Genomic DNA, 18,806 nt, shown 5'->3' with positions numbered 1-18,806 from the left:
TCGCACACCTGAGGGCGAGCCCCGTCTATTCGAGCGTCTTCAGATACGCCAGCAGGTCGCCAATCTGGTCCGGGTCAAGCTGAAACTCTGGCATCGTTGGGTGGCCGGTCTGAATGCCTTCAGCCAGCGCTTCGCTCAGTGCTTCGACGGGGTAGCGCTTGTGGAGCGTCCGGAAGGGCGGCGCGATCTTCAGCGGGCTTGGCGACACCTTGTCGATCGAATGGCAGCGCGCGCAATTGTTCAGCGCAAAGGTCTTGCCGCGCTGCTCCTGAGGTGAAGCAGCCGCTGCCGGCATCAACGAGATCAACGTGAATGCCAGTGGCATCAGGATTCGTCCGATCATCGCAGCTCCAACTCCATAGCGAATGGATTCTCGCGCCGGTTCCTATTGTGAAGGGTTAATCGTCGGCGAATTTGACCTGGATCAACCAGCCCACGCCGTATCAGCTGCAATGAACTATATCTCCGAGGTCCTGGGCGTCGGCCATGATCAGGGGGTGGGCTTCAATCCACGTATGAACGGACAGCGGCAAATGATACGAACCATCTCTCCAAACCGGGCAAGTTTCGGCCGCTGTTCGGCCTGTACCGTACGCTCGTTCAGCATCTGCGGCGCGCTTGACCAGTCCGACCTTGTCGAGTTCGAGCGGATCGCCCGCCACGTTCATCTCGCTCCCAATGAAGCGCTGTTCACGGCGGGTCAACTCGCGCAGTCGGTTCACAACGTGGCGGCAGGCGTCGCGCGTCTGTACAAGCTGCTGCCGGATGGGCGGCGTCAGGTCGTCGGCTTCGCGCTGCCGGGCGACTTTCTCGGGATGGCGCCGTCCGATCGCTACAGTTTTTCGGCGGATGCCGTCGATTCCGTCACGCTATGTCGTTTCTCCAGGGAAGCGTTCACGCATTTCATCGCGCAGAGGCCGCACTTCCTGATTCGGATCAACGAGTTCGCGGCGCGGGAACTGATGCTGGCGCAGGAGCAGATGCTGCTGCTGGGCCGTCGGACCGCGGAGGAGAAAGTGGCGTCCTTCCTCGTCGGCTGGCGGAAGCGTCTGGCCCATATCGGCGACGAGCGCCAGACCATTGCGCTGCCGATGAGCCGGCAGGATATCGCGGATTATCTCGGGCTGACGATCGAAACCGTGAGCCGGACGCTGACCCGGTTCGAGCGCGAGAAGATGCTCATCATCGTCGCGGGTGGTGTCCGCCTGCTCGACCCGGGCCGGGCCGCCGCCATGGCTGCGGCATGAGAAATCACGCGTAGATCGCAGTGTACTTGATCCTGATCAAAGCCGCGATCGAGGTCCGCGTGCATGCTGCCGCCATAACAGGAGATCAGCCGCATGCCAGCCGATTCGTTGATCGTTACCGTCTTCGTCGTCGCGGTGTTCGTGGTGTTTGCCGGGGTACTGTTCTGGGGTGATCAGCAGACCCGGCCGAGACAATTTGCCGGACGCCCCGACGTCAAGCGCCGCGCGTTCTGATAGCGCCGATCCGCGTACCCGCGCCGACAGGGCGCGATCCAGCAAGCTGTCTGATCTTGCTTGATCCATGTCAACGCAGAGGGCGCGACCTTGAATTGTGGTCGCGCGTGATCATCGAGGTCTAGTCGTGACAATCATGACCGCCGATGCGGGAAGATTGGCTGCCGCCGTCGGTCGCCAGTGGCGCACAATGGTCACCTGGTTCAGGTGCTCAAACGTCACCGCTCGCGCCGGGCTTACACAGACGGCGCCGGATGCTGGTCTCTCCCACCCGGAATGCTGTGGGCCTTCGACTGACTCGAAGGGACGCCCGGGCGAGGCCGATGTCGCTTCGGAGCGCGCCAAGGCAACGCAGGCTTGCCTGTCGATTGGCCCATCTTGCTGCTGAATTCGCGCGTCCAGTCCGATCGACGACAGGCGGCGCAAAACAGCGAGAAGATTGATTTCGATCAATCTCCCGATCGCGGGGCTGTGATCAGTGAGGCCGGCATCCGCAGCAGAGAAGCTAGCTCATGAACCCATCTTCAACCGCAAAATCGATGACGCTTGGCGAGGCCGGTCTGGTGACGGTCTTTTCGCTAACCGCATTCTTGTGCCTGCTCGCCGTGGCCATGGCGCAGGATACCGCGTTTGCGTTCCATGCCGCGCTGTCGTCGGCCGCCAGCCTTTGGGCGGTCATTGCGATCGGCAATCGGTATTTTGCCCGCCCGTCGCTGCCGCCGCAGGAAATCAACGGCCGGCCCAATTACAACATGGGCCCGATCAAGTTCTCGGCCGTCATGTCGGTGATCTGGGGCATCGCGGGATTTGCGGTCGGACTCTTGATCGCGTCCCAGCTCGCTTGGCCCTCGCTCAATTTCGATCTGCCATGGACCAGCTTCGGCCGCCTGCGGCCGCTGCATACGTCGGCCGTCATCTTCGCCTTCGGCGGCAACGTGCTGATCGCAAGCTCGCTCTACGTCGTGCAGAAGACCTGCCGCGTACGCCTGGCCGGCGATCTCGCTCCCTGGTTCGTCGTCATCGGCTACAACTATTTCATTCTCGTCGCCGGCACCGGCTATCTGCTCGGCGTGACCCAATCCAAGGAATATGCCGAGCCGGAGTGGTATGCGGATCTGTGGCTGACGATCGTCTGGGTAGTGTACCTGCTGGTCTTCCTGGGCACCATCATCAAGCGGAAAGAACCGCATATCTTCGTCGCCAACTGGTTCTATCTCGCCTTCATCGTCACCATCGCCGTGCTGCATCTCGGCAACAATCCCGCGGTGCCGGTCTCGGTCTTCGGCTCGAAGTCCTACGTGGCCTGGGCCGGTGTCCAGGACGCCATGTTCCAGTGGTGGTACGGACATAACGCCGTCGGCTTCTTCCTGACCGCCGGCTTCCTCGCCATCATGTACTACTTCATTCCGAAGCGCGCCGAGCGGCCGATTTATTCCTACCGGCTGTCGATCATCCATTTCTGGTCGCTGATCTTCCTCTACATCTGGGCCGGTCCGCACCATCTGCATTACACGGCACTGCCGGACTGGGCGCAGACACTCGGCATGACGTTCTCGATCATGCTGTGGATGCCCTCATGGGGCGGCATGATCAACGGCCTGATGACGCTCTCAGGAGCGTGGGACAAGCTGCGCACCGATCCGGTGCTGCGCATGCTGGTCGTGTCGGTCGCCTTTTACGGCATGTCGACCTTCGAAGGACCGATGATGTCGATCAAGGTCGTCAACTCGCTCAGTCACTACACCGACTGGACCATCGGCCATGTGCATTCCGGTGCGCTGGGCTGGGTCGGCTTCGTATCCTTTGGCGCGCTGTACTGCCTGATTCCATGGCTGTGGGATCGCAAGGGGCTGTACAGCCTGAAGCTGGTCAACTGGCACTTCTGGACCGCGACCATCGGCATCGTGCTCTACATCTCGGCGATGTGGGTGTCGGGAATCCTGCAGGGCCTGATGTGGCGCGCTTACACCTCGCTCGGCTTCCTCGAATATTCCTTCATCGAAACCGTGGAGGCGATGCATCCCTTCTACATCATCCGTGCCGCTGGGGGAGGGCTGTTCCTGATCGGCTCGCTGATCATGGCCTATAATCTCTGGATGACGGTGCGCGTCGGCGAAGCGGAAGTGCAGTCGCCTGTCGCTCTTCAGCCGGCGGAATGAGGAGCGCTGAAATGTCGTTCTGGTCACGGCACCAAATCTTCGAAAAGAACTCGATCGTCCTGATCGCGGGAATCCTGGTGGTGATCGCTATCGGCGGTCTCGTCGAGATCACCCCGCTGTTCTACCTCAAGAGCACGATCGAGAAGGTCGACGGCATCAGGCCATACACGCCGCTCGAACTCGCCGGACGCAACGTCTATGTCCGTGAGGGCTGCTACCTCTGCCACTCGCAAATGGTCCGGCCGCTGCGCGACGAGGTCGAGCGCTATGGGCACTACTCGCTCGCGGCCGAGAGCATGTACGACCATCCGTTCCAGTGGGGATCCAAGCGTACCGGTCCCGATCTGGCGCGCGTCGGCGGCAAGTATTCCGACGAATGGCACGTCACGCATTTGAACAATCCGCGCGCGATCGTGCCGCAGTCGGTGATGCCCGGTTACGCCTTCCTGTCGCAGACGGAAGTCAACGAGGCCAGCGTTGCCGGCCATCTGCGCACCAACCGTGCCGTCGGCGTGCCCTATACGGACGATCAGGTGGCCAATGCCATCGCCGATCTCAAGGCGCAGGCCGATCCCGACAATGCCGGCGTGGATGCCTTCACCAAGCGCTACCCGAAGGCTGTTGCCCGCAATTTCGACGGCAAAGCCGGCGCGCCGACCGAAATGGATGCGCTGGTTGCGTACCTGCAGATGCTCGGCACGCTGGTCGATTTCAAACTTTACAATGAAAAAGCAAATCTTCGCTGAGCAACCCTTCGCTGAGAAAGCAGAACGATGAAAGCAATCCTCACGGTCCATAACTTTGCGTCGGATCTGGTCACGACGTTCTGGACGCCGATCTTCGTCGGAATCTTCATCGCCATCCTGACCTACGCGCTTTGGCCGCGCAACCAGGCCGCTTTCGACGAAGCGGCGAAAATGCCTTTGCGTGAGGAGTGATACGATCATGACCGAACACGGCGATCTCGATCATGTTTCCGGAAGAACCACCACCGGTCACGAGTGGGACGGCATCAAGGAGCTCAACACGCCGCTGCCGCGCTGGTGGTTGACCACCTTCTACCTGACCATCCTCTGGGCGGTCGGCTACTGGATCGTCTATCCGGCATGGCCGCTGCTCTGGAGCCATACGACCGGTATCTGGAATTACTCCACCCGCGCCGAGGTCGCCGCCGAGCTTGCCAACCTGGAAAAGATCCGCGGCGACAAGATGGTGGCGCTTGGCAACGCCTCGCTGGAGGAGATCGAGAAGAATCCGGCGCTGCTGGCGCTGGCTCGTGCGCGCGGCAAAACGGTGTTCGGCGACAATTGCGCTCCTTGCCACGGCAGCGGCGGGGCAGGGGCCAAGGGCTATCCCAATCTAAATGACGACGAATGGCTGTGGGGCGGCAGCCTCGACCAGATCATGCAGACGATCCAGTTTGGCGCCCGCTCGGGGCACCCGAAGGCGCATGAGAGCGCCATGCTGGCATTTGGCAAGGAGGGCGTCCTCAAGAAGGACCAGATCGTGACCGTCGCCAATTATGTCCGGTCGTTATCCGGCCTGCCGACGGCCGCGGGTTACGATGCTGCCGCCGGTGCGAAGATCTTTGCGGAAAACTGTACCTCCTGTCACGGCGACAACGGCAAGGGGAACCAGGAACTCGGCGCGCCCGATCTGACCGACAAGATCTGGCTCTACGGATCGGACGAGGCTTCGCTGGTGGAAACCATCAACAGCGGCCGCGCCGGCGTCATGCCCGCCTGGGTCGGCCGGCTCGATCCTTCCACGATCAAGGCGCTGACGGTCTACGTCCACTCGCTCGGCGGAGGCAAATAGCGGCCGGGCGATGCGGCGTCGCCGTTCTGTTTGAGATGGATCAAATGGGGTTCCGGGGCCGGCTCTAGAGTGAACGCCCGAGACGAGACCAACCCGGCGATGAACAAACCCGTGAGCCCGACCGACCTGCAGCTTGACGAGGACGCGCCGCTTTATGCGGCGCAGAAGAAAGTCTATCCACAGAGCGTTTCCGGCACGTTTCGCCGGACCAAATGGGGGCTGATGGCGTTCTGCCTCGGCGTCTATTACCTGCTGCCGTTCGTGCGCTGGAACAGAGGCCTCGGCGCCCCGAACCAGGCGGTGCTGGTCGATCTGCCGAACAGCCGCTTCTATTTCTTCTTCATCGAGCTGTGGCCGCAGGAAGTCTATTACTTCACCGGCCTGTTGATCATCGCTGCCCTGACGCTGTTCCTGATGAACGCCGTCGGCGGCCGCATCTGGTGCGGCTATCTCTGCCCGCAGACGGTGTGGACCGATCTGTTCTACGCCATCGAACGGTTGATCGAAGGCGACCGGCGCGAGCGCATGCGCAAGGATGCGGCCAAGGGCACGATGAAGCTCGAGCGCTTTGCCGAGATCCTGCTGAAGCACTCGATCTGGCTGATGATCGCCTGGTGGACCGGCGGCGCCTGGGTACTCTATTTCAACGATGCGCCGACGCTGGTGAAGCAGCTCATCACCTTCCAGGCGCCGATGATCGCCTATATCTGGATCGGCATTCTCACCGCGACGACCTATCTGCTGGCCGGCTTCATGCGCGAGCAGGTCTGCGTCTACATGTGCCCATGGCCGCGCATCCAGGCGGCGCTGACCGATGAATGGGCGCTCAACGTCACCTACAAATACGATCGCGGTGAGACGCGCACGTCGCTGAAGAAAGCCAACGAACTGCGCGCGCTCGGCCAGCCGGTCGGCGATTGCATCGACTGCTACCAGTGCGTGGCCGTGTGCCCTACCGGCATCGATATCCGTAACGGGCCGCAGCTCGATTGCATTCAATGCGGTCTCTGCATCGATGCCTGCGACACCGTGATGACCAAGATCGGGCGGGAAACCCGCCTGATCGGCTACGACAACGACATCAACATTCATCGGCGGCAGGAAGGCAAGCCGCCGATCTACCGGATCATCCGGCCGCGCACCGTCACCTATGCCGCCCTGATCGCGGCCGTCGGCGCTGTCATGCTCTATGCGCTGCTGACGCGGTCGCTGCTCGACATCAACGTGCTGCATGACCGCAATCCGGTCGCGGTGAAGCTTGCCGACGGATCGATCCGTAACGCCTATACCGTGCGCCTCCTGAACAAGCGCGGCTTCGACCGCGTCATCGCGATCGACATCGACGGCCCGGTCAACGCCACACTCCATGTCGTCGGCGCCGATTCCGTGACGCAGGATCGGCCCATGATCATCCTGGCGCGCGACACCACCACCGAGCTGCGGATGCTGGTGACGGCGCCGGCGGAGAGCAATCCGGCCAAATCCGTTCCGGTGAATTTCCGCGTGACCGATATCGGGCTCGGCGAAGTTGCCACCGCTACCGACCATTTCGTGTCGCCATGACACTTCCGGAGAGCATTGACATGAGCAGGGCGCAGAAGCCGAGACCGATCACCGGGCGCATGGTGTTCGTGATGATGGTGGCGTTCTTCGGCGTCGTGATCGGGGTCAACCTGCTGATGATGCGGCTTGCGATCCAGACCTTGCCGGGCACCGAGGTCGACAGCGCCTACGCTGCCAGCCTTGCCTATCAGAAGGAAATCACCACCGCGCAGGCCCAGAGCGCGCGCAAGTGGAAGGTCGACGCCCATGTCAAGCGCAGCGGGCAGGGTGGCGCGACGCTGCAGGTCGAGGCCCGCGACCATGACGGCAAGCCGATGTCCGGCCTGAAATTCCAGGGCCGGTTCGAGCGGCCGACTGACCGGCGGGCCGATCTGCCGGTCGCGCTCGCGGAAGTGGGGATCGGCATCTATCGCGGCAGCGCGGAGACCATCGCACCCGGCCAGTGGGATCTGGTGCTCGAAGGCATGGCGTCGGGTCAGCGGATGTTCCTGTCCAGAAACCGCGTGCTGTTGAACTAGGAAGGTCAGTCATGCAGGCGACGCGAGACTTCTCACATTATGTTCGGCATCTCGGCTCCGGGTTGTCGCATATCGATCTGGCGGTGGAAGGCGTCAATTGCGCCGGCTGCATGTCGAAGATCGAGCGCGGCCTTTCCGCGCTTCCCGACGTGACACTGGCGCGCGTCAACCTGACCGACCGCCGCGTGGCACTGGAATGGAAGGAGGGCACGCTCGACCCGGCCCGCTTCATCGACCGGCTGGCCGAGCTTGGCTACAAGGCCTATCCGTTCGAGCCGGTCCGCGCCGAAGCCATCGAGACCGAGCAGGCGAGCTTCCTGCTGCGCTGTCTCGGCGTCGCGGCCTTTGCCGCGATGAACATCATGATGCTGTCGATCCCGGTATGGTCCGGCAATGTCAGCGACATGATCCCGGAACAGCGTGATTTCTTCCACTGGCTATCGGCGCTGATTGCCTTGCCGGCCGCGGCCTATTCGGGACAGCCGTTCTTCCGCTCCGCCTGGACCGCGTTGCGGGCGCGTCGCACCAATATGGACGTGCCGATCTCGATCGGCATCGTGATGGCGCTCGGCATGTCGGTGATGGAGACGCTCCACCACGCCGAACACGCCTATTTTGATGCCGCGTTGATGCTGCTCGCGTTCCTGCTGGCCGGCCGCTACCTCGACCAGAGCATGCGGCGCAAGACGCGGGCGGTGGCCGGAAACCTCGCCGCGCTCAAGGCGGAGACGGCGACCAAGTTCATCGGCACCGACGAGATCAGCGTGGTGCCGATTGCCGCCGTGCAAGCCGGCGATATCGTGCTGCTGCGGCCGGGCGAGCGGTCCGCGGTCGACGGCAACGTGATCGAGGGACAGTCCAAGATCGACCAGAGCCTGATCACCGGCGAGACCCTGCCTGTGAAGGCGGGGCCGGGCACCGCCGTCTATGCGGGCACACTCAACCTGTCAGGCGCCTTGCGGGTGCGGGTGTCGGCGGCCTCCGAAGGCACACTGCTGGCGGAAATCAGCCGGCTGCTCGACAACGCCGTGCAGGCGCGCTCCCGCTACGTGCAGCTCGCCGACCGCGCCTCGCGGCTTTATTCGCCGGTCGTGCATACAGCGGCGCTCCTGACGATGCTGGGCTGGGCGGCCTATGGCGCCACCTGGCACGACGCCATCGTCATCGCGATCTCGGTTCTGATCATCACCTGTCCCTGCGCGCTGGGGCTTGCGATTCCGGCGGTGCAGACCGTCGTCTCGGGCGCGATGTTCCGCACCGGCGTGCTGCTCAATTCCGGCGACGCCATCGAGCGGCTGGCCGACGTCGAGCGCGTCGTGTTCGACAAGACGGGCACGCTGACCCTGCCGGAGCTCGACGTCACCAATGCCGTCGACGTGCCGCGAGACGTATTCGAACTCGCCGGACGGCTCGCGCTTGCCAGCCATCATCCCGTCGCCGCCGCGGTGGCCCGCGCTTCCGGCGCAAGGACGCCGCTGGCCGGAGCAGAGGAGGTGGCCGGCCAGGGCGTGCGCGGCTTCGTCCGTGGGCTCGAAGTCCGGCTGGGCCGGCCGTCGTTCTGCGGCGCGGATCAACTCGCCAACGAGATACTGCATCGGGATCCCGAAGCGTCCGTCGTTGCCTTCCGTCACGGCGAGACGCGGCACGTCTTCGCGGTGCGACAGCGCTTGCGCCCGGATGCGGCCAGCGCGATTGCCACGCTCGTCAAGGCCGGGATCGAAGTCGAGATTCTGTCTGGTGACCGCGAGCCCGCCGTGCGCCATGCAGCCGAACAGCTCGGCATCCACGAATGGCGCGCGGGCGTCACGCCGGCGGACAAGATTGTCCGCATCGAGGAATTGAAGCGGCGGGGCGTCAAGGTGCTGATGGTCGGCGACGGCATGAACGACGCGCCGGCGCTGGCCGCTGCGCATGTCTCGATGTCGCCGGTCAGCGCGACCCATTTGAGCCAGGCGACCGCCGATCTGGTGTTCCTCGGCGATCACCTCGCGCCCGTCGTCGCCGCCATCGGCTTCTCGCGGAAGGCACTGCTGCTGATGCGGCAGAACCTGTGGCTGGCCGCCGGCTACAATTCGCTGGCCGTGCCGCTGGCGATTGCGGGCCTCGCCACGCCGCTGGTCGCCGCCGCCGCGATGTCGGGTTCTTCAGTGCTGGTGATCTTGAACGCGCTGCGCGCCCATAGCGGCGCAAGGGAGCTTTGCTGATGGAAGTCCTGGTATTCCTCGTGCCGTTGGCACTCACACTCGGCGCCCTTGGCCTGGCGGGTTTTCTCTGGTCGCTCAAGAACGGGCAGTATGATGACCTGGAGGGGGCAGGATGGCGCGCGATCGCGGATGACGAGCCGGCTTCGGAGAGGGCGCCTTCGGCGGGGAGCGGACGTCACTAGGTGCAGATCAAACGCCGCCATTTCGGTTGGCGGCAAGCTGATGGAAGCGGGATTCAAGCCGTCCTTGAAAGGCGCTAGCTCAAACCAGGCGATTGCTCAAAGAAATTTAACGCCGATCATCTTTCCCGTACGCCAAAGAGTTGTGCAGCGATGCTTGGTGCGGTCAGGGACTACCAGCAATATAAATTGTGCCGGAAGCTCAATCGGTTTGACCACCTCCAACCAGGCTCCAGTTTCGGACTGACGACGAATGAAACAGGCAATCGAGAGCCCGCCAGACTCAATGCTTCCTACTTTCAACTTGCGCCCCGCCATTTCCTAGGTGGGTTTATCGATTTTTCTAATTCGTCGCACGGCGACGCATGCTTAGGCCCTCTGCGTGTCGTCCGGAACGGTCGCGGCTGAGCCGCCAATTGATGTCTACGATCCCGCAGTGGACTTACAGCCTACTCGTTCCAAGTGCGATCTCCACATTGCAAGCATTCAAATATGTGTGTGACGACTCCACTCTCGGATTCCATGATCGTTTTGAGCAGAGTGAGCCTTCCTGCGCAGAAACGGCAGTCATGGATTGATTGATCTTGCACACTGGCAATCTTCTCAGCTCGAAATAGGTCCACAGCGTATCCCCCCGCAAACGGTAGGACGCGAATCGCTGGTTCCAGAAGCGGTAATCAGGCAACTGGTTTTCGCCGCGCGGTATCCCGCTGCCGCAGGCGCCCTACGAATCCAATTGAAGTGTGGCCGCACGTCGGAGCCTCGCTTGCCGCACGCTTTGCAGACGAACTGAGTCCCAATGTCCGACAGCCGAACATCGTCCGGCCAGCGATTGGCGGCGGAGAGACCAATGACCGTTTTTGTCTACGTCAACACCAGCAACCAGGTCGGCGACGCCGAGCACGTCAAGGTCTTCGCCGCCACGGACGCCACGGAAAAATGGTTCGAGGAAAACGATCCCGAGGGTGTCGCCTTTGAGTAAGAGCTCCTCGAATGAAGAGCCGTCATCCAACCGGTCAGGAATAGGAACGAAGGCAATGAGCGGCGATTTCCTTGGGCGAAACAAAACAGAACCCAGGGAGATCATTTTATGAAGAAGATTATGGCGGCTTCGGTCTGCATTTTGGCGCTCGCTTCCCCCGCCGCCTTCGCGCAAACCAATCAGCCCACTGGAGGCGCGTCGAGCCAAGGCAATGTCGGACCAAACACGTCGGACAGCGCGATCAAGGACGGAACGGGCGCCATGGACAAGGGCACCACCGGGGCTAGCAGACCCTCGCCCGGAGGAGACGCCAGCACTTCCGGCGCAAGTACGGCAGCCGGGCCAAATAACACGGGCACTGCCAAGGAACCGGGTGCCGTACAGAAGGGTGTGAACAAGCAGTAAGCGATGTCGCAAGAAAAGAGGCCGCCAACTGAGGTGGCCTTACTTCTTCTGCAATGGGCTTGTCGCAATCGCGCGTTCAACCTCTACGGCGAGCCTAGCCAGGTGATCCGCTAACCTGGTGAACAACTCCCGCTTATGGCTATCCGTGGCCAAGTCCCGTATCAGCGCGGCTTCCGCTGCATCGGCGCGAAGCTTCTCCAGGCTGGCCTGCATGTCTTTCATTGCGGATTAAGCCGGTGACGTCGGAGATTGCAGACCTGATGAATTAAGCCACTCGCTTACGTGCGCGGCAGTTTCGTTCTGCCGGATTTTTCTCAGGACATCATCCCGGGCGGGGCAGGGTTCAAGCATATTCGCTTTCTGTAGCAACCGTTCCGTGTCCTCAGGCTAGTCGTTCTTCCAATGTCGATGTTTGCGAGAAGCGGCGACGTTTTGGCTGTTCCCCTAATTGCATCGCGCGCCCTGTGGCGGCCCCGGCAAATACGCAACGCGCCGGGGCCGCCAACACTGTAGAGACCTCCGGCGGGGCTTGGGGAGCATTGCCGGGGGGGAACGTCCAGAATATCCCGCCGCCGGAAGACGGTCTGTACGGCAGCCGACAAAGGGCAGGCCCGCTAGCGTCAACTGGCCGAATTGCCATTTTTTCCCGATGAAGTGAAACAGCTCACAGCGTCCAGCTCGCGATCGTTGGAGAATGCAGGTTGGGAGGACCCGACCCATGACGAAACTTGCGATGCGCGTCCCCCGGTGGCTCACTATCGACGTGATGGTCCTCGTGGTTGGAGCGGCCATCTTGATCGTAGCCGCCCTGTGGTTCTAGCAATCGGCGGATTTAGGAACGGAGAGTCACCAGGCCCGTTCCTGCTTGGCGCCCGCTAACCTTCCAGCATGGCGCATTGGAATGGCGGCCCCAGCGTTCTGCCCCCACAAGCTGGGGCCTTTTCATTGCCAGCGTGAACCGGCGGGCCATCGGTTTCGCCGATGGAGTAACGTTAATTTTGTGTTTCGATTGTCGTTAAATTTTTATCGAGTATTCTCTTCATCAGTCGAAGCGGGGCGCATACCCGAACGATCAGAGGCTGGTCCGAAGAGGGCGATCTTCGCGGCCTCGCCGAAATTCACGCAATGGAATCGGTCACGAACCGGCAATTGCGACAAGAGCCGCCCCGGTGATCGCTCGGGCGGCTCTTGCTATTGTTGCCCGCCGGCGCGAACCGGCGGGCCTCGTGTTTCACCGCCTCAGCCGGCGAGCGTGAGCCGCCAGCCGCTGCCGATTTCGCTTCCTCATCGATCGGCGCCGCCGCTTCATGCCGAACGCTCCTCATCGCGCTTCCGTCGCGTCGGATGCGCGGCGAGAAACGCGACGTCGTCGGCAATCGCGCGTTCAAGGCGTTCCGCTCTGCGGCCGTCGATAGAGCGGCTGGCAGGATGGCAAGGCCGGCAAGCGCGCGGCGCCGGGATAGTCCCTTGGCGGGCCTGGGAGAGTCACTGATGCGTTTTGCTGGTTGCCGCTGTCCCCACGGACTCCGCACGCGGCGGAAGCATAGGTCTTTCGATGGTCATGGGTGTTGCTCGCGGTACTAACAGGCTTTCCTAGGGCCGGGTGCCAGCGGGCTGGCACCGGGAGTTAGGAAACACGCCGCGAAGCGGGCGCCACGGCCTTTACCCCGAAGGGCTGTTGCATGCACGCTGGAACGTTTTAGCCGGTAGCGAGTCGTAAAGGCGATATCGATGCCGGTTTTCCTTTTGGGCCGACCATGGAAAAAGCGGCTGCCTATGCGATCTCGCTCGGTATCGTCGGCTTTGGTGTTTGGATCGTCATTGCCGGCCTAAGCTCCAGCGCACCCGTTTTCTGGATTTGCGCCGCCCTCATCGCCATAGCGATCGGACTCATCAGCGCTTTCGGCCCCACTTGAAATCCATCCCCATCTGGGGGTTTGTTGGTTGTGGCCCGGCTACTTATTCGTGTAAGGCCCATTTGGGGGAACTCACGCTAAGACCGGAGAATCCCAATGGCCGACATTACCAATATTTTGCAAAAGCTCGATGCCATCATGGCGGCGCGTACCACGAAGGACGAGGCAATGACGCTGGTCATTGAAGCGTTGAGAACACTGAATGGCGGCAATCCGTCGACCATCAAAGCCGAGCCTGATCCGGTCGACGGCACTGCCCGTCAAAATATTAAAGTTAAGCTTCGCCGCAAATAGAAGGCCACCCAAGGGCGTTCTTTTTACGCGCGAATCGCGTCGACAGATGCAGAGCCTAGGTCGCGGCTGGTCAGTGCTGAAATGGAGACGATCAGCATCTCACTAGGCATCCGCGCCACCACGCGGCTAGCGTGACCGTCCGCTGTAAACCACCCAATCAAAGCGTCCCTATTGCGGGCGGCGCATTGCCGCTGAGCGAAAATCCGGTGCCGCCAGAGAACGATGCCTGGCCAACGATTCCGAACGATGGCGAACAAGGGAGAACAATGTACTGGCGGAAGGGGTGGGATTCGAACCCACGGTACCCTTGCAGGCACGCCGGTTTTCAAGACCGGTGCCTTAAACCACTCGGCCACCCTTCCAGACCTTGAAATTGTTCAGCTTTTCGTCGCTTCGCAGAGAACAAACAGGGGTCTCTGCTACCGCTTTGCTACCCAACGTCGTCGGTTCGCTTGTTTATGGCGGCGCGCAGCACGCCGTCAACTGTTGCCGCGGCTTCTCCCTGCATGTTCGGCATCAGGTGGCTGTAGATATCCATCGTGATCGCGATCGAGGAGTGACCCAGCCGCTCCTGGACGATCTTCGGGTGAATGTTCGACGCCAGCATGTGGCTGGCGTGGCTGTGCCGCAGGCCGTGCAGGGTGACGCCCCAGACCTTCAGGAACTCGGAGACCGAATGCGTGAGGCTGCGCGGCTGCAGCGGGGAGCCCTCGACTTGGGTAACGACGTGGAGGTCGTCATCGGCCCGCACGCCCAGCCGAAGCATCTCCTCTGCCTGCAGGACGCGCCAGCGGCGCAGTTCCTCGACGGCCATCGAGGGGAGGGCGACAGTTCGAGCCCGGCCGCTCTTGGCTTCCTTCTCGCGGATGGTGCCGGCATCAGTCTGCTCAGTGCTGGCGACGACGGCGAGCTGCCCCTTGTCGAGATCGACGCACCGCCAGCGCAGCGCAGTGATTTCGCCGCGGCGCAGGCCGCACAGGGTTGCCAGTATCAACGGAATGAATAAGCGACGCTCGCGCGCGGCATCAAAGGCGGCTGCCGTTGCCGGCGCGTCGATGGTGCGGACGGGCTTGCGTTCGATCTTGGGCCGGTCCCGCTTCTCGAGCAGTGCCGCCGGGTTGCGGGCGATCAGGCGCCAGCGCTCAGCCTGGCCGAGAGCAGAGAACAGAACCCGGTGCATGTGGTGGACGGTGCGGGGAGACAGACCGCCAGATCCATCGCGCCGTCCGCTCTCCAGCGCCTTGCTGTAGGCCTGGCTGATATCGATCGGCTGGAGCTTGGAGAGCACCTTGGCGCCGAGCAGGGGGGCGATGTTCTTCAGTGCGATCTGCTCGTACCGCTCATGGGTGCGGGGCGAGACGTTCGGCTTGATGTGCTTCAGCCAGCGGTCGAGGAACTGCGCCAGTGTGAGCTTGGACGGCTCGACATAGTCACCGCCGTTCATTTCGGAAATCAGGCGGGCGCATTCGGTCTGCGCTCCGCGCTTGTTGCCTTTGAAGGAGTGCCATTTCCGGCGGCGCTTGCCGGTGGCGGGATCGCGCTGGTCGAGGATGATTGCCCAATGGCCGGGCGAGCGTTCCTTGATGCTACCCTTCATTGCCGCCTCCGATTGAATACTCGTCCGCATTCAGGATGATTTCAGCAACCTTGGCAGCCATCTGGCGTCGGCCGTATTCGGTCTTCTGCCAGTCCGGATTACCCTTCAGAAGCGGCAGAAGATCAATGAGAACGGGCAGGCTTGGAATCGATTGAGTAAGATTGCGGAAAAGGCGGGCATCCAGTCGATCGGCCTTCGCCTTTTCCTCTTCCCTGGCCTTCTCCTCCCGCCACTGTACGTGCCGCTCCTCCATGCGAAAGCCCTCTTTGGCGAACGCATCTAAACGATCTTCATGATCGAGGGAGTCCTCAAGCCTCTTTACGGCCTCTGCGTTCGTTGAACGGTCTTCCTTGGTCGCCCTGCGCTCAAGCCGGCGACGGAGGCTCTCCCGGATCCGCAGCTTGAGTTGGACAAATTCTGTCGGCTTGCGCGCCATCTTGACCCCCGCCTGAACTGACAGGCACCAAATAACACAAAAGACGAGGTAACACAACTGGTACCTCGCCGGAATCCACAGGTACCGATTTTGGTACTTGCAGACACACTTCAATACAAGGTAAATCATGCGGTACCTGATTTGGTACCACCACGGAAGGACGACGCGATGAAGAAAACGATCTCGGTCCCGGAAGCCGGGCGGGAATACTTCGATCTAGGCCGGAACGCCTCTTATGAGGCTGCCAAGCGGGGAGACATCCCCACCATCAGGATCGGCAAGATCTTGAGGGTGCCCGTTATAGCGCTGGAAGAGATGCTGAGCCCGAAGCGGTCGGAGGTCGCCTAAGCGAGCATGGCCGAAACAAAAAGGGCCGCCGAGAGGGCGACCCAAATTGAAATTCCGATTGTCCTGGAAGACACGGATTTTATATCACCCTCTCCTCGGTCCTTGCAAGCATCGCGCTTGTGCCGACTGTACGCGCTGACGATCGAGACGGCGGCTACGATCGCCACTCTGGCCTATGGGGTGGTGCGATGATGCACATCTCACCGCAACAGCTCGCAGCAGCACTGGGAGGCGAGGTTTCCGGCAACGAGGTGTTGGCGCCGGGACCAAATCACTCCCCAAGGGATCGATCACTCTCCATCAAACTCGATGCAGATGCGCCTGACGGCATGGTGGTGTACAGCTTTGCCGGCGACGATCCGCTGGTGTGCAAAGACTACATTCGCGAGCGGGCAGGGCTTCCGCGGTGGGAGCCGGCCAGGGTGCAGGCCAGGCCCGATCCCATCGCGCGCATGACCAGCCGGGTGGCGCAAGTTGCGCCACCTTCGAAACCGACCGCCTACGTCTACCAGCGCGAAGATGGCCAACCTTATCTGCGCGTCAACCGCACCGCGGCCAAGGGTTTCTGGCAGGAGCAATGGGACGGCACGGCTTGGGTCAAGGGTGCGCCCAAGGTCAAGATCCCGTACCGGCTCCCCGAGCTCGTCGCTGCAACTGATGCGCCGGTGCTGATCGTCGAGGGCGAGAAGGACGTCGATAACCTGTTGGCGCTCGGCTTCGCGGCCACCACTAATTCAGGCGGGGCAGAGAAGTGGACGGCGGACCTCAACCAATACCTCGAGGGCCGGGACATCTACATCTTGCCGGACAACGACGAGCCCGGCGTGCGCCATGCTGAGCAGGTAGCAGCTGCGCTCCAGGGCGTGGCCCGGTCGATCCGCACTCTCAATCTGCCGGACCTGCCTTCGAAGGGCGACGTCAGCGACTGGCTGGAAGCGGGTGGCACCGCCGACGATCTTACGGCATTGATGCGGCAGGCTCCGGCACCAGAGGCGCAGCCTTGTCTCGTCAAATCCAGCGCCGAGTTCGTGCGGGGGTTTGTGCCGCCTGACTACGCCATCGACGGCTTAGTGCAGCGGCGCTTCCTCTATTCGCTCACGGCACCGACAGGACACGGTAAGACCGCCATTGCCTTGCTCTTCGCAGCATCGAAGGCGTTGGGTCGATCAATCGGCAATCGCGAGGTGGATCCCGGCCGGGTGCTCTACCTGATCGGCGAAAACCCAGACGATCTAAAAATGCGGTGGATCGCATTCGCCGAGAAGATGAAGTTCGACACCGAAGCCATTGACGTGCATTTCGTTGAGGGCGTCCTGAAGCTCTCCAACACCGGGCAGCGGATCAAGACCGAGATCGAGCGGCTCGGCGGCAATGTCGATCTGGTGATTGTGGACACCAGCGCGGCATACTTCGAGGGCACCGAAGAGAACGGAAACGTCGAGGCCGGAACTCACGCGCGGCAGATGCGCCAGATACTGGGAGGCCTGCCCGGCGGACCTTGCGTCATAGTCCTTTGCCATCCCGTCAAGAGCCCAACGCAGGGCAACCTGCTACCTCGCGGCGGCGGCGCGTTCATTGCTGAAGTAGACGGCAACCTGACGTGCTGGAAGACAGACAGCCTTGTCAGCCTGCACTGGCAGGGGAAGTTTCGTGGGCCGGACTTCGCGCCGATCACTTTCCAAGTCGAGACCGTGACGTCGGAGCGGATACGGGACAGCAAGGGCCGGCTAATCCCGACCGTCATTGCCAAGACGCTCTCTGACAATGAGCGACGAGCGGCCGAGGCAAGCTCAAGGAGCGATGAAGACGCCGTGCTCTCCATCCTTGCGGACAATGACCATCTCTCACTGGTGGCCCTTGCAAACGCCTTGGGCTGGACGACGCACAACGGCGAGCCGAACAAGTCGAAGGTGCAGCGCCTGGCCGAGCGACTGAAGAAGGCCAAGCTGGTCGAGAGCGATCGCAGCGGCCTCTTCCTGAGCCCCAAGGGGAAGGATGAGGCCAAGCGAGTGAAGACGAACGCTGCTCTCGCAGGGGCCACTTATGGCTGAAAAACTGACCGACACGCGGCGATACGCGACCACTCGGCAACGACGCCGGCAAATGACCGTATCGACCGATGCGATACGACCGATACGCAGCGATACGCCAAAGCGAGAAGATGAATTGAAACAGACACTTCTGAACAATTGCGAACCGATACGCACCGATACGCGAACCCTAATACGGGAGGGGTCCTTAGACCCCGTAGGGCCGTATCGTATTTTTCCTTTCCTAGGGGGCGATACGCGATACGCGGCACGCTGCTTTTGTGAGGAATGTTGCGGCTTTGAGGCAACGGAATGTGTGTAAGGCGGGTCGAACCAGTGAAGAAACAAAACAATCAGAGCGGATTGAGACCATGGAAGCCTGGCCAGAGCGGCAACCCGAAGGGGCGGCCGATCGGGGCGAGGCAAAAGATATCGGAGCAGCTCCTTTCCGACCTCGCGGTGGTCTGGGAGCAGCAAGGGGAGAGTGTCCTGCGGCGCCTGGCGATTGAAGATCCCGGCAAGCTGGCGACGATCGCGTACGGATTGCTGCCGCGTGACGTCTTCATCAGCGTCGAACATCGCACGCCTGGCAACATGGATCCGGAGGACTGGGCGATCATGGCGCGGCTGGTGTCGATCGTCCGTGAGTGTCTACCGCCTGGCGCCAACGCGGTGCCTGCAGATGTAGCCGGCGTCATCGAGGATGGCCTGCGCTCTCACTTCGCGAAGGATCTACCGCAACTAATCGAGGTGAAAACGGACGAAGCGGTAGCAATGACGGTAGCAAACGAAGAGCCGCGAGACGCAAGGGATTGATTGGACTCGTGTTTCGCGAAGATGGGCACCGGTTCTCTAATTCGGTTAGGACACTCGTCG

The 18,806-nt window shown here is 61.8% G+C and carries 21 protein-coding genes, 1 tRNA gene and 1 pseudogene; 18 read left to right on the top strand and 5 right to left on the bottom strand.

Annotated elements, in window-relative coordinates:
* Positions 1 to 25: 25 nt before the first annotated feature.
* Positions 26 to 343, bottom strand: coding sequence for a c-type cytochrome (locus CQ12_RS02930; RefSeq protein ID WP_057833862.1), 318 nt, complete (start codon positions 341 to 343; stop codon positions 26 to 28).
* 190 nt (positions 344 to 533) lie between these two features.
* Here CQ12_RS02930 and CQ12_RS02925 point away from each other — a divergent pair, with 190 nt between their 5' ends.
* The 12 genes from CQ12_RS02925 (at position 534) to CQ12_RS02880 (ending at position 11,309) form a co-directional block, all read left to right on the top strand.
* Positions 534 to 1,247: a Crp/Fnr family transcriptional regulator gene (locus tag CQ12_RS02925; protein ID WP_057833909.1), complete on the top strand. Its 714-nt coding sequence runs from the start codon at positions 534 to 536 to the stop codon at positions 1,245 to 1,247.
* A gap of 93 nt (positions 1,248 to 1,340) precedes the next feature.
* Positions 1,341 to 1,481, top strand: a complete 141-nt coding sequence (locus tag CQ12_RS44840) for a hypothetical protein (protein WP_198164055.1) — start codon at positions 1,341 to 1,343, stop codon at positions 1,479 to 1,481.
* A 539-nt stretch (positions 1,482 to 2,020) separates the two neighbouring features.
* Positions 2,021 to 3,640 (top strand): cytochrome-c oxidase, cbb3-type subunit I, encoded by a 1,620-nt coding sequence (gene ccoN / locus CQ12_RS02920; protein WP_430642177.1) that lies wholly within the window; start codon positions 2,021 to 2,023, stop codon positions 3,638 to 3,640.
* Positions 3,641 to 3,651: 11 nt separating this feature from the next.
* Positions 3,652 to 4,386 carry a cytochrome-c oxidase, cbb3-type subunit II gene (ccoO, locus tag CQ12_RS02915; RefSeq protein WP_057833860.1) on the top strand — a complete coding sequence of 245 codons (735 nt, stop codon included), beginning with the start codon at positions 3,652 to 3,654 and terminating at the stop codon, positions 4,384 to 4,386.
* Between the two features lie 27 nt (positions 4,387 to 4,413).
* Positions 4,414 to 4,578, top strand: a complete 165-nt coding sequence (locus CQ12_RS02910) for a cbb3-type cytochrome c oxidase subunit 3 (RefSeq protein ID WP_057833859.1) — start codon at positions 4,414 to 4,416, stop codon at positions 4,576 to 4,578.
* Between the two features lie 7 nt (positions 4,579 to 4,585).
* Positions 4,586 to 5,458 (top strand): cytochrome-c oxidase, cbb3-type subunit III, encoded by an 873-nt coding sequence (gene ccoP, locus CQ12_RS02905; RefSeq protein WP_057833858.1) that lies wholly within the window; start codon positions 4,586 to 4,588, stop codon positions 5,456 to 5,458.
* Between the two features lie 99 nt (positions 5,459 to 5,557).
* Positions 5,558 to 7,021, top strand: coding sequence for a cytochrome c oxidase accessory protein CcoG (gene ccoG, locus CQ12_RS02900; RefSeq protein WP_057833857.1), 1,464 nt, complete (start codon positions 5,558 to 5,560; stop codon positions 7,019 to 7,021).
* Between the two features lie 71 nt (positions 7,022 to 7,092).
* Positions 7,093 to 7,539 carry a FixH family protein gene (locus CQ12_RS02895; RefSeq protein ID WP_057833908.1) on the top strand — a complete coding sequence of 149 codons (447 nt, stop codon included), beginning with the start codon at positions 7,093 to 7,095 and terminating at the stop codon, positions 7,537 to 7,539.
* Positions 7,540 to 7,550: 11 nt separating this feature from the next.
* Positions 7,551 to 9,743 carry a heavy metal translocating P-type ATPase gene (locus tag CQ12_RS02890; RefSeq protein ID WP_057833856.1) on the top strand — a complete coding sequence of 731 codons (2,193 nt, stop codon included), beginning with the start codon at positions 7,551 to 7,553 and terminating at the stop codon, positions 9,741 to 9,743.
* On the top strand, positions 9,743 to 9,925 hold the full coding sequence (gene ccoS, locus CQ12_RS02885) for a cbb3-type cytochrome oxidase assembly protein CcoS (RefSeq protein ID WP_057833855.1): 183 nt from the start codon (positions 9,743 to 9,745) through the stop codon (positions 9,923 to 9,925). Before CQ12_RS02890 ends, ccoS begins: the two co-directional genes overlap by 1 nt.
* Before the next feature lie 847 nt (positions 9,926 to 10,772).
* Positions 10,773 to 10,904, top strand: a complete 132-nt coding sequence (locus CQ12_RS47180) for a hypothetical protein (RefSeq protein WP_283807343.1) — start codon at positions 10,773 to 10,775, stop codon at positions 10,902 to 10,904.
* A 108-nt stretch (positions 10,905 to 11,012) separates the two neighbouring features.
* Positions 11,013 to 11,309 carry a hypothetical protein gene (locus tag CQ12_RS02880; RefSeq protein ID WP_057833854.1) on the top strand — a complete coding sequence of 99 codons (297 nt, stop codon included), beginning with the start codon at positions 11,013 to 11,015 and terminating at the stop codon, positions 11,307 to 11,309.
* A 39-nt stretch (positions 11,310 to 11,348) separates the two neighbouring features.
* Here the strand turns inward: CQ12_RS02880 and CQ12_RS45920 are convergent, their stop codons facing one another.
* Positions 11,349 to 11,531 (bottom strand): hypothetical protein, encoded by a 183-nt coding sequence (locus tag CQ12_RS45920; protein WP_057833853.1) that lies wholly within the window; start codon positions 11,529 to 11,531, stop codon positions 11,349 to 11,351.
* Between the two features lie 1,535 nt (positions 11,532 to 13,066).
* On the opposite strand from CQ12_RS45920, the gene CQ12_RS44835 reads away from it, so the two are divergent.
* The gene (locus CQ12_RS44835) at positions 13,067 to 13,225 is read left to right on the top strand and encodes a hypothetical protein (protein ID WP_198164054.1); all 159 of its coding nucleotides are present in this window, start codon (positions 13,067 to 13,069) and stop codon (positions 13,223 to 13,225) included.
* 96 nt (positions 13,226 to 13,321) lie between these two features.
* Entirely contained in the window at positions 13,322 to 13,519 is a 198-nt protein-coding gene (locus tag CQ12_RS02865; protein WP_057833851.1) for a hypothetical protein, read from the top strand.
* 272 nt (positions 13,520 to 13,791) lie between these two features.
* On the opposite strand, the gene CQ12_RS02860 is transcribed toward CQ12_RS02865, so the two are convergent.
* From CQ12_RS02860 to CQ12_RS02850, 3 genes are all read right to left on the bottom strand, one after another.
* A tRNA-Ser gene (locus CQ12_RS02860) sits at positions 13,792 to 13,881 on the bottom strand.
* 68 nt (positions 13,882 to 13,949) lie between these two features.
* Positions 13,950 to 15,116 (bottom strand): site-specific integrase, encoded by a 1,167-nt coding sequence (locus tag CQ12_RS02855; RefSeq protein ID WP_057833850.1) that lies wholly within the window; start codon positions 15,114 to 15,116, stop codon positions 13,950 to 13,952.
* A complete protein-coding gene (locus CQ12_RS02850; protein WP_198164053.1) occupies positions 15,106 to 15,552 on the bottom strand; it encodes an Arc family DNA-binding protein in 447 nt (148 codons plus the stop codon). Before CQ12_RS02850 ends, CQ12_RS02855 begins: the two co-directional genes overlap by 11 nt.
* A 168-nt stretch (positions 15,553 to 15,720) precedes the next feature.
* Between CQ12_RS02850 and CQ12_RS02845 the strand changes: the two genes are divergently transcribed.
* The 4 genes and pseudogenes from CQ12_RS02845 to CQ12_RS02835 all read left to right on the top strand — a co-directional run bounded on the left by CQ12_RS02845 (position 15,721) and on the right by CQ12_RS02835 (position 18,746).
* Positions 15,721 to 15,900 (top strand): MerR family transcriptional regulator, encoded by a 180-nt coding sequence (locus CQ12_RS02845; protein ID WP_057833848.1) that lies wholly within the window; start codon positions 15,721 to 15,723, stop codon positions 15,898 to 15,900.
* Between the two features lie 188 nt (positions 15,901 to 16,088).
* Positions 16,089 to 17,951 (top strand): AAA family ATPase, encoded by a 1,863-nt coding sequence (locus CQ12_RS02840; protein ID WP_083519100.1) that lies wholly within the window; start codon positions 16,089 to 16,091, stop codon positions 17,949 to 17,951.
* A 291-nt stretch (positions 17,952 to 18,242) separates the two neighbouring features.
* A pseudogene (locus tag CQ12_RS47550) lies at positions 18,243 to 18,389 on the top strand (DUF5681 domain-containing protein); the annotation flags it as partial.
* Complete coding sequence (locus tag CQ12_RS02835) at positions 18,390 to 18,746, top strand: hypothetical protein (protein ID WP_157087969.1); 357 nt, start codon at positions 18,390 to 18,392, stop codon at positions 18,744 to 18,746.
* The last annotated feature ends 60 nt before the right edge of the window (positions 18,747 to 18,806 follow it).

The sequence above is a fragment of the Bradyrhizobium jicamae genome (genome assembly GCF_001440395.1).
Lineage (GTDB): Bacteria > Pseudomonadota > Alphaproteobacteria > Rhizobiales > Xanthobacteraceae > Bradyrhizobium > Bradyrhizobium jicamae.
This window is presented reverse-complemented; position numbering and strand designations above follow the sequence as displayed.